This is a genomic window from Herpetosiphon llansteffanensis, assembly GCF_003205875.1.
Classification (GTDB): domain Bacteria; phylum Chloroflexota; class Chloroflexia; order Chloroflexales; family Herpetosiphonaceae; genus Herpetosiphon; species Herpetosiphon llansteffanensis.
Genome location: NZ_PUBZ01000092.1, coordinates 194,767 through 210,348, shown reverse-complemented (window position 1 = coordinate 210,348; position 15,582 = coordinate 194,767). Strand labels below are relative to the sequence as shown.

The window sequence follows — 15,582 nt, the reverse complement described above, 5'->3', positions numbered from 1 at the left end:
AGATGTGTATAAGAGCCAGTCTATAAGCCTAATTCGCGGCGCAACGTGGCTTGCTGCTGCTCAAACTCGATCAGCAATTGTTGGCGCTGTTCGGCGGGCAAAAACGAGGCTTTGGCGCTTTGTAACGCAACTTTGCAAATATCATCAAGCGAAAAATCGAAGCGTTCGGCGGCCAGCAAATACTCGCCAGTTACGCTCGTGTTGAACAACACGGGATCATCAGAGTTGAGGGTTATTGGCAAACCAGCATCGAGCATCTGACGCAGGGGGTGTTGCTCAAACGAGGCAACCACGCCAGTGCGAATATTGCTGGTTGGGCAGACATCGAAGGTAATATCGCCCCGCCGCGCCAAAAATTCGGTCAGTTCGGCATCTTCAAGCACCCGAAAGCCATGGCCAATTCGATCCACGCCGAGCATTTCAACCGCGCCGCGTACACTATTGGCTCCGGCAACCTCGCCAGCATGGGCCATCACATGTAGGCCAACCGCTTTGGCCAAGGCAAAAACTTCGACAAACGGTTCAGGTGGATAATTGGCCTCATCGCCACCGATCGAAAAGGCAACCACTCCATACTTCATGCCAGCTTGGGCCAACTCAACCGCACGTAGCGCTTGATCAAGGCTAAACTGACGGCCAAAATCGAAGGCAGGCCGACAAATAATGCCCGTCTCGCGCTCAGCACGCGCAAAACCAGCAGCAACACCACCAAGAATCTCATCAAAATCCATGTTGCGCTGCATGTGCTGAGCAGGCGAGAGCATTACTTCTGCATAACGCACCTGTTGCTGCGCCAAATCGATGGCCAACTCATAGGCAACCCGTTCAAAATCCTCACCATGGATCAAACAACGGGCACAGGTGCGATACACATCTAAAAAGCCCAAAAAATGTTCATATTGAAACATGCGCTCAACGCCCGCTAAATCGCTAGCAGGCAGGCTAATAGCATTTTTCGTCGCTAGCTCCAACAACGTTTTGGGGGTAATTGAGCCTTCGAGGTGAACATGAAGCTCACATTTGGGCATGCGTCGAATAAATTCAGCAAGCGGCGAGTGCATGCAACAAAACTCCTAGGCTCCCATACCCAGTGCCTTAAGCCGTTCGGCGTTGTCGTAAGTAACCAGTGCGTCGATCAACCGATCTAGCGCGCCATCAAGCACAACAGGCAGGTTAGAGATGTTTTGGCCAATTCGATGATCGGTAATTCGGTCTTGTGGGTAGTTGTAGGTGCGCATTTTTTCGGCGCGTTCGCCGCTGCCAACTTGGGCCAAGCGTGATTCGCCAAGCTCTTTTTGGCGTTTTTCTTGTTCACGGGCATACAAGCGGGCACGCAATACGTTCAAGGCACTTTCGCGATTCTTGATCTGCGAACGGGTATCTTGACAGACAACCACAATTTCATCTGGCGTGCCCGCTTTGTAGACGATCCGCACAGCGGAGTCGGTGGTGTTAACGCCTTGGCCACCGTGACCGCCTGAGCGATACACGTCGATGCGATAATCTTCTTGCTTAATTTCAACCGCAGTTTCTTCGACCTCTGGCAATACCGCCACGGTGATTGTGCTGGTGTGAATGCGGCCCCGAGCTTCGGTTGCAGGTACGCGCTGCACGCGATGCACACCGCCCTCGTATTTGAGTCGGCTCCACGCGCCTTGACCTTGAACCTCAAAAATAACTTCTTTGAAGCCGCCAATGCCGTTTTCACTCAACGACATCATTTCGGTTTTCCAGCCTCTGGTTTCAGCATAGCGCAGGTACATGCGGTACACATCGGCGCTAAACAAGGCTGCTTCATCGCCACCTTCGCCTTGACGAATTTCGATGATCACGTTCTTTTCGTCGTTCGGGTCGCGCGGCAACAACAAGATACGCACTTCAGCGCCAATTGCTTCCATGCGGTTCGAAAGTTCCTCGATCTCCAATTGCACCATTTCGCGCAACTCAGGATCGTTTTCATCGCGCAGCATGGCTCTGGATTCTTCGAGTGATTTTTCTGCCTGCATAAACTCACGATAACGGCCAACCAACTCGCCAAGTTCGGTTTGTTCGCGAGCCAAGGTGGTTAGGCGCACATGGTCGCTGAGCACATCTGGCTGCGTCATTTCATCATTGAGTTCGATATATCGCGCCTCGACACGAGCGAGACGAGCTAAAATTTCTGGTTCCATAGTTGTATGGATATTCCTTATCTTGGTGGTGTATCTGCGTCATTATAGCATACTGCTTTTACCAAGAGCATAGAGCATAGAACATAGAACATAGTAGCGCTTTATCTACGAAGCGCACGAAGATCATAAGCCCTGAAACCGTGAAGCGCACAAAGAGCGCGAAGGCTGTTTCTAGCCACAAATTGCACGAATTGCACGAATGATTCTTTTTTTAGCCACAGATTCCACAGATTATTTTTGATTTTTGCCTTTCATTCATCCCTCATCCTTCATAATTCATCCTTTCGTTCATCCTTTTTCTTATGTTCTATGCTCTTTGCTCTCTGTTCTGACTTTTGACTTTTGATTTTTGACTTTCCTTCATCCCTCATCCTTCATAATTCATCCTTTCGTTCATCCTTTTCTATGGTAAGCTATGGATTCTGAATGATAAACCTTTATCTATAGCCTATAGCCTATAGCCTATAGCCTACGATCATGCTACCAATTGCCGATTTTGATTATCACCTACCACCAGAACGGATCGCCCAAACCCCGGTTGAGCCACGCGATCACTCGCGCTTGTTGGTGCTCGATCGCGCCACTGGCCAGCTTGAGCATCGCCATTTTTATGAGATTGGGCGCTATTTGCGGCCTGGCGATTTGTTGGTTGCCAACGATAGCCGCGTGTTGCCGGCCCGTTTGTATGGCCAAAAAGCCAGTGGCGGCAAAACCGAACTCTTGCTGCTCAAACAACGCGATGCCCAACGCTGGGAAGCGCTGATCAAAGGCAAAGTTGCAATTGGCACACGCTTGATCATCACTGGCCATAGCGGCGCACACGCAGAAGCAATAGTTGAAGAATTGCTCGAAAGTGGCAGCCGCATTGTCTGCTTTGATCAGCCAATTAATCAGCGCTTGCCAGAACTTGGCTCGATGCCAACCCCGCCCTACATCACGGCCCCGCTGAGCGATCCAGAGCGCTACCAAACGGTGTATAGCGCTCAAGCAGGCTCGGCTGCTGCGCCAACCGCTGGCTTACACTGGACACCAGCGCTGATTGAACAGGTCAAGGCCCAAGGCGTTGGCTGGGCCAGCGTTACGCTACACGTTGGCTTAGATACCTTTCGGCCTGTGCAAACAGAAAATGCGCTCGATCATCAAATTCATAGCGAATGGTATGAGCTTTCTGCAGAAACCGCTCAAGCGATCAATACAACCCGCGCCGCTGGCGGGAGAATTATTACGGTCGGGACCACTAGCACGCGGGTGGTCGAAACCGTGGCCCAAGCCCAAGGCGTACATTTGGATGCTGGCGAAATTCAGGCGGCTTCGGGCTGGAGCAATATCTACATCTACCCGCCATATCAGTATCGCGTGGTGAATAGTTTAATTACCAATTTCCACCTGCCCAAATCAACCTTATTGCTTTTGGTGAGCGCCTTGGCCAGCCGCGAACAGATTATGCATGCCTATGCAGAAGCGGTTGAACGCGACTATCGCTTCTTCTCGTTTGGCGATGCCATGTTAATTCTCTAACCATTGATCCACGAAGGACACGAAGAGCACAAAGTACTTGTTGCTTCGTGTCCTTCGTGGATCGAAATTAACTGTTTTTCTGCGTTTGATATGCTTCCCATAGTACTTGTGGATTTTCCGCGTACAGCATTAGATAGCCACAATTGCCACACACTGCACATTTTGCCCAAGTATCAACTGGTTTTTTCAGCAATAAGGCATCAGGTTTGCTGTAAACCGTCACCATCAATCGCGCATAAGGGCTATTCATCTCATGTAAGGTTGCATTCGGAATAATGTTATCCGATTGGCAGCTTGGACAACGTGATAAACGCATCTTCTCAATCCTTTCTTACAGCGCAACAGCCATAACTAATCCGATTTAGCGATTGAAAACTGGCTGCATCAGATCAATTTCTGGCATTGTAATCGGCACGCTAACTTGCAGCGTATTCAGATCTAGTATACGCAGCGCAGTATGAAAAGTTTGCTCATCGTAGGTCGTGAAGGCAATCCGCTGATCAAGCCATTGGGGATCGAAGGCGTTGGCTTGGAGTAATTTGGCTTCACTGCCATCACGCTTAATCGTATAAATCGTGTTGCCTGCAATATCGCCACCGACAATTGCGCTCTCAAAAAACACATACACCAATTGTTGGCTATCTGGCGACCAACTTGGATTTTGGGCGCGGCCCCGTGCTTTGGTTAATTGTTGCAGCGCTTGGCCGTCAGGCTGAATTAAATACAATTCGCGGCCTGCTGATTCCTCGCCGCTAAACCCGCGCGCTGAACTAAATGCAATCACGCTGCCATCAGGCGACCAACTTGGCATCCAATCTTGGGATTGATCGTTGGTGAGTTGCAATACATTACTGCCATCGCGATTGACGCGATAAATTTCATCGTTGCCTGAACGATTGGATTGAAAGACCAACTGCTGGCCATCAGGCGACCAACTTGGGCTTTGATCGTCACCCGCTTCGCTGGTTACTTGCACTAAATTGCTGCCATCGACAGAGCTAATATAAATGTTGAAGCCATCGCTATCTTGCACTGCAAAGGCCAGTTCATTGCCAGCAGGCGAGAATGCAGGGTCGATTGCCCGTGGAAAATCAGGATTAAGTGGTTTTGCTTCGCTGCCATCAAGCGCTGACAGCATGATTGTCATTTGATTTGGCTGGTTGGCCACAAAGACCAAACGCGGCCCAACCGCGCCGACCGTTGGCGTAGCGGCTGCGGCAAGCGTAGCAGTGGGCTGGCTCGTTGGCTGGTTGGTTGGGGCAGTAGTTGGATCGGCGGTTGTGCTCATACAACCAGTCAAACTGGCAATTAACCCAATTAATGCTAAGCTACGAATACGTGACATACATCCCTCATACACAGCTGAATCCATTTTGATCAAAGGTAAATTATGCGTATTTTTGTTACACAACCCAACCAAATCGATCTCATGTTCGATGGTCAAGCGTTTGGCTATCCTGCCGATTTGAATCCGGTGCAATTGCAGGCCGCAGCGTTGGTTGGCTGCACCGCCGCCGTAATGGAGCGCTACGCAGAAACCGCCGAGCTTGATTTAACTGGCACGAGCTTGCTTATTCGTTGGAGTTTTGGCAGCGAGCCACGTCGCATCGATCGCTATGCAATTGAGGTTAGTTTGCCAGTAGCCTTATCCGAAGCGCGCCAAGCGGCGGTGCTACGAGCGGCACAGCATTGCACGGTCCACGCCACCTTGGAGCATCCGCCATTAATCGAGATTCGCCAAGTTTAGCGTTTGATCCACGAAGAGCACGAAGGGACACGAAGGGAATGGATATGGGCTATACGTAACCGATCCCCAGCCCCTGACACCCGATCCCTCGGCTAACAAAAAGAGCTTGCTCAAGCATAATACTTGAGCAAGCCCACCATTCAATTTAGAATTGAAACTGAACTTATTTGAGTTCGAAGATAACCTGAACTTCGATAACTTGGCTTTGTTGGCCAGGTTGGATTGGAGCGCCACTTCCAGCGGCCATATCGCGTGATTCTTGGAATGCAACCGGATAGGTTACTGGGGTAACGGTTTCGCTAATGACCAACACTTCGCCAACTTGGGCGTTGCTCACGGCAGCGTATTGTTCAGCGCGCAATTGAGCATCTTTGATGGCTGCTTGACGAGCTGCTTCCAATGATTTTGCTGGGTCGGCAACATCGAAGCTCAAGCCTGAGATGTTGTTTGCGCCAACTTCAACCACTTTATCCAACAAACCGCCAGCATCGCTAACCGAAACTTTGACGCGCACGCTGTTGATCACATCGTAGCCCTTCAAAACCGGCGTGTTGCCTGAGTAATCGTAGCTTGGTGAGATATTCAGGTTGGTAGTTTGAATATCGGCTTCGGCGATGCCTGCGGCCTTCAATTGTTCGATCAAGGCATTCATTTTGGCGTTGTTATCGCTCAAAGCGCTTTTGGCATCTGCTGCGTTGGTGTTCACACCAATCGTCACATAGGCAATGTCGGGGGTAACTTTAACTTCGCCGCGTCCAGTGACTGAAATACGTTTGCGGCTTTCGGTATCGGTTTGGGCAGCACTGCCACGGGGCAAAATCACCAACGAGGCAATTCCAAACCCAACAATCAACAACAGTGCCAACGACCAACCGATGATTGAATTTCGCGTGTTCATTATCCATTCCTCATAGTAGCAAGTGAATTAAGTAAACGCTCTAAGCAAGGTTCAGCACCATTCCGGCTTGGGCTAAGCTGTGCTTATTTGGTTTCTGTATACTCAACGCCAGCGGCTTGCAATTTGTTCCCGCAAGCTTTTGATATAATTATTTAGTCATTTTGCGAGCATTCTAAGGAGTTGACGATGATCGATTTGCGTAGCGACACAGTAACCAAGCCGAGTTTGGCCATGTGTGAGGCCATGCATCATGCCGAAGTTGGCGACGATGTGTTTGGCGATGATCCAACGGTGAATCAATTGCAGCGCTATGCCGCCGAAGTGGTTGGCAAAGAGGCGGCGATCTTTGTGCCAAGCGGCACGATGGGTAATTTGGCGGCGCTTTTGGCTCATGCTGGGCGCGGGCAAGAGCTGTTGCTTGGCGACGAATCGCATATTTATCATTATGAGGCGGGCGGCGCTTCGGCCTTGGGTGGCTTGGTGTTTCATCCGATCGCAACCAATGCTCAAGGCGAGCTTGATTTGGCGGCGCTGAATGCGGCAGTGAGGCCTGCCTACGATGCCCATGCTGCCCAAGCTGGCGTAGTGTGTTTGGAAAATAGCCACAATCGCTGTGGTGGCACGGTGCTTTCATTAGAATATTTGGCTAAAGTGCGCCAATGGGCCAGCAGCCAAGGCTTGCCAGTGCATATGGATGGCGCACGGGTTTTCAATGCGGCGGTAGCGCTGGGCGTGCCAGCAAGCGCAATTACCCAGCATGTCGATAGCGTGCAATTCTGTTTATCCAAGGGCTTGGGTGCGCCAATTGGCTCGCTGGTAGCTGGCTCGGCGGAGTTTATCAAAAAGGTGCATCGCTGGCGCAAAATGCTGGGCGGCGGAATGCGCCAAGTTGGCGTGGTTGCCGCAGCTGGTTTGATTGCGCTCAACGAGGGCCGCGAACGCTTGATTGATGACCATGTGAATGCCAAAATGTTGGCCGAGGCGCTGAGCCAATTGCCCCAAATCGAGCTGGATTTGGCTTCGGTGCAAACCAACATTATTGTGTTTGGCTTACGCGATAGCAGTTTTACACCAGAACAACTAGCCGAACGTTTACGCCAAGCTGGAGTGTTGATCGTGCCATTCAAAGGCCGTTTGCGCGCCGTGACCCACGTTGATGTTAATCGCGATCAATGTGCCGAGGCCGCCAGCATTATTGCCGACGTGTTGCAAAGCGCATAATCCCGTTACAAATTTTGCACATGCGTGCCCTGTGCCTCGTGTATCCTATACGGTATCAATAATCGCAACTAGACAAGGATATTGGGCGATGACCGAAATAGCGAATAAACTGGCACATGTCCGGGCAGCAATTGCCCGCTATAAATATGGCGCTGTGCGTTTGCGTGGCGTAGATTGGTTTGCTTGGGCCACTGCTGGCCTCGATAACGTGGTTATTTTGACGACTGAAACCGGCATTGCTGAGGTCGTGATTACCGCCGATCAGGCGTTTATCGTTACTGATTCAGTTGAGATTGATCGCTTGCGCGACCAAGGCATCCCAGCGGAATATCAACTTTGGGCCAGCAATTGGGCCACGCCAGAGCAGCGCAATCAAGCAGTGCGCGAGTGGAGCAACGCAACCTTGGTGGCCTCAGATCGGCCAGCACAAGGCGAGGTTGCGCTGCCGCCCGAGTTAATCGCAGCAAAATTGCGCTTAGTGCCCGAGGAAATCGAACGCTATCAGGCGTTAAGCCGCACCACCGCCCAAATTATGACCAAAGTGCTCAGTGCAGCCAAGCCCGATTGGACTGAATTCCAATTGGCAGGCGCAGCCGCTGCCGAGCTATGGAGCCATGGCATTCATCCAGCCTTGACCTTGGTTGGCGGCGAACGGCGCTTGCCGTTGTATGGGCACTTACCTGCAACTCACGAGCCAATTGGCCAACGCGCAATGCTGGTAGTGTGTGCCCGCCAAGCTGGGTTGTATGCCAACCTTAGTCGCTATGTGCATTTTCGGCCAGAAACCGCCGCCGAGCGCGCCAGCTACGAACAGGTGATTGCCATCGAAGCGGAAATAATCGCGGCAGCCCAAGTCGGCAGCACGGTTGGCTCGGTGTATGATGCGGCAGTTGCGGCCTACAGCAAGCGCGGCGTTGTCGAGCAGATGCCACATTTGCACAAAGGCGGCACAACTGGCTATCAATCGCGCGAAGTTGTGGCCCGCCCAGGCGAGCCAACGATTATCGAAGCCAACACGGCGATGGCATGGAACCCAAGTTTGGCTGGCGTAAAAATCGAAGATACCATTCTGCGAACTGCCGCTGGGGTCGAAGTTCTCTCGGTTGATCCTGCTTGGCCAAGTGTGGAATATGCAGGGCTACGCCGAGCATTACCATTAGTCATTTAGGAGCAACCCAATGAGTCTTAGTGATACACCACATCGTCGTTATAACCCACTTACTGATGAATGGGTCTTGGTTTCGCCGCATCGCACCGCCCGCCCATGGCAGGGTCAAGTCGAAAAAGTCATTCCTGATCAGCGGCCAGCGTTTGATCCCGCATGTTATTTGTGCCCTGGAGTAACGCGGGCCAATGGCGAGATCAATCCAGCTTATGCCAACACGTTCGTTTTTCCCAACGATTTTGCAGCCTTATTGCCCGATAGTCCCAGTGCAACGCTTGATGATGGCCTGTTTCAAGCCCACAGCGAGCGCGGTATCTGCCGCGTTATCTGCTTCTCGCCACGCCACGATTTGACCTTGGCCGAAATGGCTATTCCCGATATTCGCTTGGTCGTCGATTTATGGGCGAGCCAATTTAGCGAATTAGCCGCCATCGATTGGATCAAGCATGTCGAGATTTTCGAAAACCGTGGTGCAGCCATGGGCGCGAGCAATCCGCACCCGCACGGCCAAATTTGGGCCAATGAAAGTATTCCAACGATTGTAGCCAGCGAGCAGCGCAGCCAAAAAGCCTATTTCGCCCAACATCAACGGCCATTACTCATTGATTATGTTGAACAAGAATTGGCACGTAATGAACGAGTGGTGTATGCCAACGAGCATTGGGCAGCAGTTGTGCCATTTTGGGCGGTTTGGCCCTATGAAACCATGCTCTTGCCCCGTCGTGCGGTCAGCACGTTGGCCGAATTAAGCGATGCTGAACGCGATAGTCTTGCAGATTTGCTCAGCCATACATTAATTCGCTACGATAACTTATTTCAGACCTCGTTTCCCTATACCTTTGGCTGGCACAATGCACCTTGCGATGGCGAGGATTACGCGCATCACGTGGTGCATGCTCACATCTATCCGCCATTGTTGCGCTCAGCCACGGTGCGCAAATTTATGGTTGGCTACGAAATGTTGGCCCAAGCCCAGCGCGATTTGACTGCTGAAACCGCCGCCCAACGCCTGCGCGATTTGCCCAGCCTGCATTGGACGAAGGCCGAGTAAGCGATTAACGAAAAAAGCCGCGCTCTTGCTCAGAGCGCGGCTTTTGCTTTAAGGGCTAAATCGAAATCCAACCGCCATCGTTTTCGTCGGAGCGATGGGCTGCATCGAGCAACGTTTGGGTCAGCAAGCCATCAGCAAACGTTGCAGCTTGTGCTAAGGCATCGTGCTGGCCGCGGCTGTAGGCCTTCAAGGCATGGCCAAGATAGACCGTTCCCACCGGAAAGTTGCCGCTGATCTCGCTGGGAATTGCCACGGTGTGGGCGGGCGTGCGCTCTTGCCATTCACCATCGCGCTCGGCGTGCCACAAACGCGCCCCTTCAATTTTGATCGCCCCATGTTCACCATGGATGATCATGCGGTCGTTTTCGTTCAACGCTGCCACGCCGCTGATCATCACTGAAGCAAAACCACCATTGACCAAGCGCACTTGAGCGGTCGCAAAATCATCGCTGGTAACTGGCAAGAGTTGATCATCAAGCGGGCGCTCGCCGACAAAGGTGTGCAAGCTTGCCCGAATCGAGCTAAAATCGCCACACAGCCAGCGCAACATATCAATTTGATGCGAGCCAATCGCGCCCCATGCGCCACCAGCTTGCTCTTTGTCGCTCCACCAATTCCAAGGTCGTTGCGGGTCAGCGCGCGACGAGAAAATCACGCTGCTATTGACATGGCGAATCTGGCCAATCGCATTATCGTTAATCAACGCCCGCGCCATTTGAAAAATTGGCAAAAAGCGCAATTCATGATCGATCAAACTCAATTGCTCAGGATGGGCTTGGGCCGCTTCGAGCATGGTTTGAGCTTCAAGCTGGTTGAGCGCGGTTGGTTTTTCGCACAACACATGCTTGCCAGCCTGCAACGCGGCCACGCTCATTTCGCAGTGCGTACCAGGCGGAGTCACAATCGAAATCAAATCGGCATCGCTGCTCAGCAGATCGCGCCAGTTTTCAAAGGCTTCAACATCCAAAGTGGCAGCTTCGCGCTGAGTTTTTTCATAATTTTGGGCGGCAATGCCCACGATTTTCAGCCCAGCCGAACGAAAGGCTGGCACCTGAACGCGAGCACCCCAACCGGTGCCAATAATTGCAATCTTCATCGAAATAAACCTCCCTTGGAGTGCAATGCAAGGCTAGCGTGCGTCGAGTTGGGCGAGACTTTGCTCGATTTCCTGACGCGGCAAGCCCAATTGCTCAAGGCTTGCATCGCTGCTGGTGAGCAATTGATGATACCACGCCTGAGCATCGCTACATGCGGCTTCAGCAAATTCGGTGGCCTCAAGCCACTGCCAGAGATGATCATCGGCGTTGGGATAATCACCAACTGCTGCATAGACGCGCCAAGCATCATCAAGAGTTGCAGGCTCTAACTCGTAATTGCTCAATTCGGCTAGCCCAGCGCTGGCTGCTTCGCGCACTTCTGGCGGAATCTTCTGCCCCGAACGAACCAAGGCTCCATAGAGCATCAAAGCCCGATCAAAGCGCCGATAGGCTTCATCGATCATTGCTTGTTCTTGGAAGCATTGGCCTTCGGCAACATGCAAAGCGGCCAGCACCGCACAGCGATCAATATCAATCGTATCGTCATGGTGAATCAGCTTGAGCAAATCTTCATCGGGCAGCAAATCGACGAAATGACTATTGGTATCGAATAAATCGCGGTAAGCGCTATTAATCGTTGCTTGGGCTTCTTCGACCGAGCCAGCCTCGCGCAACCGCACAATCTTGCGCCAAATTAGGCCAAATTGCTCGATCAGCCGAAAAATATAGTCTCGCATACATCCTCAAAAAACAGCGCAGTTCGAGGGTTCCCTCAAACTGCGCCCACGATTTAGCCTAATTGTTTGATTAATTCATTCGGATCGTTGGTCGGCAATTTACAAGCCCGCCGCACGCAGACATAGGCCGTGGCCTGTTGGTTAAGCAACGGTCGCTCGGCCAACAATGGAATCAGGCTTTGCGCCGCTTGATCATCGGGTTTGCAGGCCGCGACAACTTTGTTGGGCTGGTAGTTGCGGTAGGTTGCTTGCAGCAAGGCCTTGAATTGAGGATCTGCTGGATCGCCAATTAATGCAACTTCGCGTGGCTCGGCCAAAGCAAAATCGGCTGCTGCCAGCAAGCGCCCAAATGCACCAGGTAACTGAGTCAATGCCCCGCTCAAATTGGACAACACGGTTCCAGCATATTGACGATATTCATAGCGATCAAGCAGGGTTGCCAAACGCAGCAACACATCAACCGCCACCGAATTGCCCGCTGGCGTGGCATTGTCGTAGAGGTCGCGAGGCCGCGTAATTAATTGTTCGTGATCGCTGGCTGTGTCAAAGAAGCTGCGTTGCTCTTCATCCCAGAAGCACTCGGTCATGCTTTCAGCCAATTCAATCGCCACTTGCAACCAGCGCAAATCAAATGTTGCCTCATACAACGCAATCATGCCATCGGCAACACAAGCGTAATCTTCGAGATAGCCCTTGAATTTGGCTTGGCCATCTTTGTAGGAGCGATACAACTGGCCATTTTGGTAGAGCTTGCTGGTGATAAATTCCGCATTGCGAATTGCTGCCGCGCGATACTCTTCGTTATCGAGCACATTCGCCGCAAAGGCCAAACTACGCAGCATCATGCCGTTCCACGAAGCCAAAATTTTCTCATCGCGGCCAGGGCGAATGCGGATATTGCGCTGCGCCAAGAGCGTTGCCCGAATCGCGGCGATGCGCTGAGCCAAATCTTCCTCGCTAATGCTCAGCTCTTTGGCAACCACGCTTGGTTCTTGCGGCACATACAAAATCGCATGGCCTTCGAAATTGCCTTCTGGCTGAATATTCCAATACAATTGAGCGAGCGCTGCATCTTCAGGGCTGAGCAATTGCTGAATCTCGGCCAAGCTCCAAACGTAGAACTTGCCTTCTTCGCCTTCGCTATCAGCATCTTCTGCTGCATAAAAACCGCCATCGGGGCTGGTCATATCGCGCAAAATGTAGCCAATACTTTCCTCGGCAATGCGGCGATAGAACGGCTCGTGGGTGGCTTGGTAGGTTTCGAGATAGAGCTGGGTCAGCAATGCGTTGTCGTAGAGCATTTTCTCGAAGTGCGGCACCAACCACTGGGCATCGACCGAATAGCGGGCAAAACCGCCGCCAAGTTGATCGTACATGCCGCCATTGGCCATTGCTTGCAAGGTTTGGGTCACTTGATTAAGCGCATCTTCATCCTCGCTGCGCAGCCAAGTTCGCAGTACCATGCCAAAAATCAAGGCTTGGGGAAATTTGGGTGCGCCGCCATAGCCGCCAAAACGGCTATCGAATTGGCTCATTTGGCGTTGGGCAGCAACATTCAACTGGCTTTTGCTGAGCTTAACTTTTTCGAGATCAAAGCTCAAAATATCTTGCAAATGCTCGCGCATCTGCTCGGCGCTATGAAACACCTCTTCACGGCGGTCGCGATAGGCTTCGGCCACACCTTCTAGCACCTGTTGGAACGATGGCATATTGTGACGCGGCTCTGGTGGAAAGTAGGTTCCGCCATAAAACGGCGCGCCATCGGGAGTTAAAAAGACCGTCATCGGCCAGCCGCCGTGGCGGGTCATGGCTTGCACAGCGGCCATATATAACGAATCAATATCAGGCCGCTCCTCGCGATCAACCTTGATATTGACGAACAATTCATTCATCACAGCGGCGGTCGCTGGGTCTTCAAACGATTCATGGGCCATCACATGGCACCAATGGCAGGCGCTATAGCCCACACTTAATAAAATTGGCTTATCATCTTCTTTGGCGCGTTGCAAGGCTTCTTCGCCCCACGCATACCAATCGACGGGGTTTTCGGCGTGTTGCAACAAATAAGGGCTAGTTTCATGAATTAAACGATTTGCCATAATGGCTCCTTAACTAAGCTATGAGTAGTATATAGCAGGTCTAGCGCCGAGGAGATTAATGGAATACTAACTTTCGCTGCTAATTAGAACAAGCACAATGCTTGCATTCAGACCAACATAGAGTGTTCGCTCACTCCAACTCCCGTCCAACGGTCGGTTTCCGTTGCGTACCACCAATCCGCAGGTTCATCAACGAATGTGGTTCGGTCGCGGATTGTCCTTGAGGGGGTGCAGGGGGATTAAAGCCCCCTGCGTTTCCCGCTGGCGGGACGGAAGGGTGGAACATCCTATGAAAAAAAGCCAACCCTTGCAAGAGGCTAAGGGAATCAACATAACTAAATGCCAATTAATGGAGAATTTGAATGGACGAACAAGCCTTGCCCGATCCAATGCTGCTCACCTGGATGGGCAGTTATACCCACGCCGATTTAGCGCATGTGACGCGGGCGACCCAGCTTTTACATCATTTAGCGCCATTCCGCAGTTTAAGCGAGGCAGCGGTGATTGGGCGTTGGTTCACATGGCTGTTGATGATCGAACATCACACATTAACCTACCTGGATTTGAATCTTGAGCAGGCGCAGCGGTATTGGCGGGGGTTGCGGGCAGTAGCCGAAAACCGTTCGGCGGGCACATCGGTGCTTGGCCAAGCCTTAGGTGATTTTGTGGGCAATTTGCCGCGCTTACCAGCCTTCAGTAGCGGCGATTTGATGTTGGTGAGTTTGGCGATTGGCCATACGCTCGATGGTTTGGCTTGGCGCTATACTTGGCAAAGCCAACGCAGCGAGCCAGCAGCTAGCTCGTTGCTGGATGCGATGGGGCGTTCGAGTGGCATCTATACGGCCTTGACCTTGTTGAGTGCCTTGCGCGGCTGGCGCTTATCCGAGGTGCTACTCAACCATCCTGCGCGGCGCTGCATGAAAGTGGTCGAGGCGGTTGCGGGCAGTTTGCGCCTGCAACCAACCTCGGCCTTACCAGATACTTTATGGCAAGCACTTGAGCAAGCCTTTACGCCGCTCGATAAACAATGGACTGATTATCGCCAGACCAGCGGCTTGCTCTTGCAGCGCTACCAAACATGGCTGGCCAGCGAACAGGCTACTGACGACGCAAGCGCTGAGTAAGCGTCTGGTAAAAATGGGCTTGCGGATAAACATGGGCGAAGCGACAGATCTCGTCAGCGCGCGTGACCTCAATCTGATCCTCAGGCTCGATCGGAAACGACCACTGGCCATCAAGGCTAATAATTGTCGGATGCTGCCGGTCCAACGTCCAGGTAATTTTGGTTGCTGGCGGTAGCACTAGCGCTGGCAAACTGGTTAAGTGACCAGCCACCGTCACCAACAGCAACGAATCTGAGCGCGGGTCGAGCACCGGCCCGCCTGCGGCTAAGGCATAGGCGGTTGAACCAGTTGCGGTTGAAACCAAGACTCCATCAGCACGATAGCTGGTAAGCGGCATGTCGTCGATCGCAACCGAAACATGGACGACGCGTGCCACATCACGGCGCGAGAGCAACACCTCATTCAAGGCCAAATCGTTGTAGATCTCTTGGCCTTGGCGCAAAACCCTTGCCCGCACCAAGGTCCGCTGATCGTACCAGCCGCCACCGTTGAGCAACACTTCAAGGCCATCATAAACCGATTCTTCGGTTACTTCGGCCATAAAACTGAGGTGGCCCATCGCCACACCCAAAATTGGCATATTGTGGGTGATGCCTACTCGGGCTGCCCGTAAGACCGTGCCATCGCCGCCAAGCGCCAACAACAATTCGCAGGGTGCGACCAACTCTGGCTCATCGCGGGCACTTTGCGATGTGCCTAGCCACACACTTAACCCCCGTTCGCCCAACCAAGCCGCAATTCGTTCCCCTGCTTGGGCTGTTGCAGGCACAAGGGGATTGTATAAAACGCCAATTGTTTGCATAGCGCCTCCTGT

15 protein-coding genes are annotated in these 15,582 nt (G+C 52.2%); 6 read left to right on the top strand and 9 right to left on the bottom strand.

What is annotated here, in order from left to right; genetic code table 11:
- Positions 1 to 20 precede the first annotated feature (20 nt).
- Complete coding sequence (gene add / locus C5S61_RS12430; RefSeq protein WP_110515371.1) at positions 21 to 1,061, bottom strand: adenosine deaminase; 1,041 nt, start codon at positions 1,059 to 1,061, stop codon at positions 21 to 23.
- Positions 1,062 to 1,073: 12 nt separating this feature from the next.
- A complete protein-coding gene (gene prfA, locus C5S61_RS12425; protein WP_164689413.1) occupies positions 1,074 to 2,159 on the bottom strand; it encodes a peptide chain release factor 1 in 1,086 nt (361 codons plus the stop codon).
- 489 nt (positions 2,160 to 2,648) lie between these two features.
- Between prfA and queA the strand changes: the two genes are divergently transcribed.
- Positions 2,649 to 3,689 carry a tRNA preQ1(34) S-adenosylmethionine ribosyltransferase-isomerase QueA gene (queA, locus tag C5S61_RS12420; RefSeq protein ID WP_110515369.1) on the top strand — a complete coding sequence of 347 codons (1,041 nt, stop codon included), beginning with the start codon at positions 2,649 to 2,651 and terminating at the stop codon, positions 3,687 to 3,689.
- A gap of 67 nt (positions 3,690 to 3,756) precedes the next feature.
- Here queA and C5S61_RS12415 read toward each other — a convergent pair whose 3' ends face one another.
- Both C5S61_RS12415 and C5S61_RS12410 read right to left on the bottom strand, forming a co-directional pair.
- Positions 3,757 to 4,005 (bottom strand): hypothetical protein, encoded by a 249-nt coding sequence (locus C5S61_RS12415; RefSeq protein ID WP_110515368.1) that lies wholly within the window; start codon positions 4,003 to 4,005, stop codon positions 3,757 to 3,759.
- A 45-nt stretch (positions 4,006 to 4,050) separates the two neighbouring features.
- Positions 4,051 to 5,034 (bottom strand): TolB family protein, encoded by a 984-nt coding sequence (locus C5S61_RS12410; RefSeq protein ID WP_164689405.1) that lies wholly within the window; start codon positions 5,032 to 5,034, stop codon positions 4,051 to 4,053.
- Between the two features lie 45 nt (positions 5,035 to 5,079).
- Here C5S61_RS12410 and C5S61_RS12405 point away from each other — a divergent pair, with 45 nt between their 5' ends.
- Positions 5,080 to 5,436 (top strand): OsmC family protein, encoded by a 357-nt coding sequence (locus C5S61_RS12405; RefSeq protein WP_110515366.1) that lies wholly within the window; start codon positions 5,080 to 5,082, stop codon positions 5,434 to 5,436.
- A 163-nt stretch (positions 5,437 to 5,599) separates the two neighbouring features.
- On the opposite strand, the gene C5S61_RS12400 is transcribed toward C5S61_RS12405, so the two are convergent.
- Complete coding sequence (locus C5S61_RS12400) at positions 5,600 to 6,334, bottom strand: SIMPL domain-containing protein (protein ID WP_110515365.1); 735 nt, start codon at positions 6,332 to 6,334, stop codon at positions 5,600 to 5,602.
- Positions 6,335 to 6,520: 186 nt separating this feature from the next.
- Between C5S61_RS12400 and ltaE the strand changes: the two genes are divergently transcribed.
- From ltaE to C5S61_RS12385, 3 genes are all read left to right on the top strand, one after another.
- Positions 6,521 to 7,555 (top strand): low-specificity L-threonine aldolase, encoded by a 1,035-nt coding sequence (gene ltaE / locus C5S61_RS12395; protein WP_110515364.1) that lies wholly within the window; start codon positions 6,521 to 6,523, stop codon positions 7,553 to 7,555.
- An 88-nt stretch (positions 7,556 to 7,643) separates the two neighbouring features.
- Complete coding sequence (locus tag C5S61_RS12390) at positions 7,644 to 8,723, top strand: M24 family metallopeptidase (protein WP_110515363.1); 1,080 nt, start codon at positions 7,644 to 7,646, stop codon at positions 8,721 to 8,723.
- Positions 8,724 to 8,733: 10 nt separating this feature from the next.
- A complete protein-coding gene (locus C5S61_RS12385) occupies positions 8,734 to 9,771 on the top strand; it encodes a UDP-glucose--hexose-1-phosphate uridylyltransferase (RefSeq protein ID WP_110515362.1) in 1,038 nt (345 codons plus the stop codon).
- Between the two features lie 55 nt (positions 9,772 to 9,826).
- On the opposite strand, the gene C5S61_RS12380 is transcribed toward C5S61_RS12385, so the two are convergent.
- From C5S61_RS12380 to C5S61_RS12370, 3 genes are read right to left on the bottom strand one after another with little or no spacing between them, the layout of a single operon-like run.
- Positions 9,827 to 10,867: a Gfo/Idh/MocA family protein gene (locus C5S61_RS12380; protein WP_110515361.1), complete on the bottom strand. Its 1,041-nt coding sequence runs from the start codon at positions 10,865 to 10,867 to the stop codon at positions 9,827 to 9,829.
- A gap of 33 nt (positions 10,868 to 10,900) precedes the next feature.
- Positions 10,901 to 11,545: a DUF6483 family protein gene (locus C5S61_RS12375; RefSeq protein ID WP_110515360.1), complete on the bottom strand. Its 645-nt coding sequence runs from the start codon at positions 11,543 to 11,545 to the stop codon at positions 10,901 to 10,903.
- Positions 11,546 to 11,598: 53 nt separating this feature from the next.
- Entirely contained in the window at positions 11,599 to 13,644 is a 2,046-nt protein-coding gene (locus C5S61_RS12370; protein WP_110515359.1) for a thioredoxin domain-containing protein, read from the bottom strand.
- 362 nt (positions 13,645 to 14,006) lie between these two features.
- On the opposite strand from C5S61_RS12370, the gene C5S61_RS12365 reads away from it, so the two are divergent.
- A complete protein-coding gene (locus C5S61_RS12365) occupies positions 14,007 to 14,768 on the top strand; it encodes a hypothetical protein (protein WP_110515358.1) in 762 nt (253 codons plus the stop codon).
- Here the strand turns inward: C5S61_RS12365 and C5S61_RS12360 are convergent.
- Positions 14,743 to 15,570, bottom strand: coding sequence for an NAD(+)/NADH kinase (locus C5S61_RS12360; RefSeq protein WP_110515357.1), 828 nt, complete (start codon positions 15,568 to 15,570; stop codon positions 14,743 to 14,745). The two genes, C5S61_RS12365 and C5S61_RS12360, sit on opposite strands and share 26 nt — an antisense overlap.
- Positions 15,571 to 15,582 lie beyond the last annotated feature (12 nt).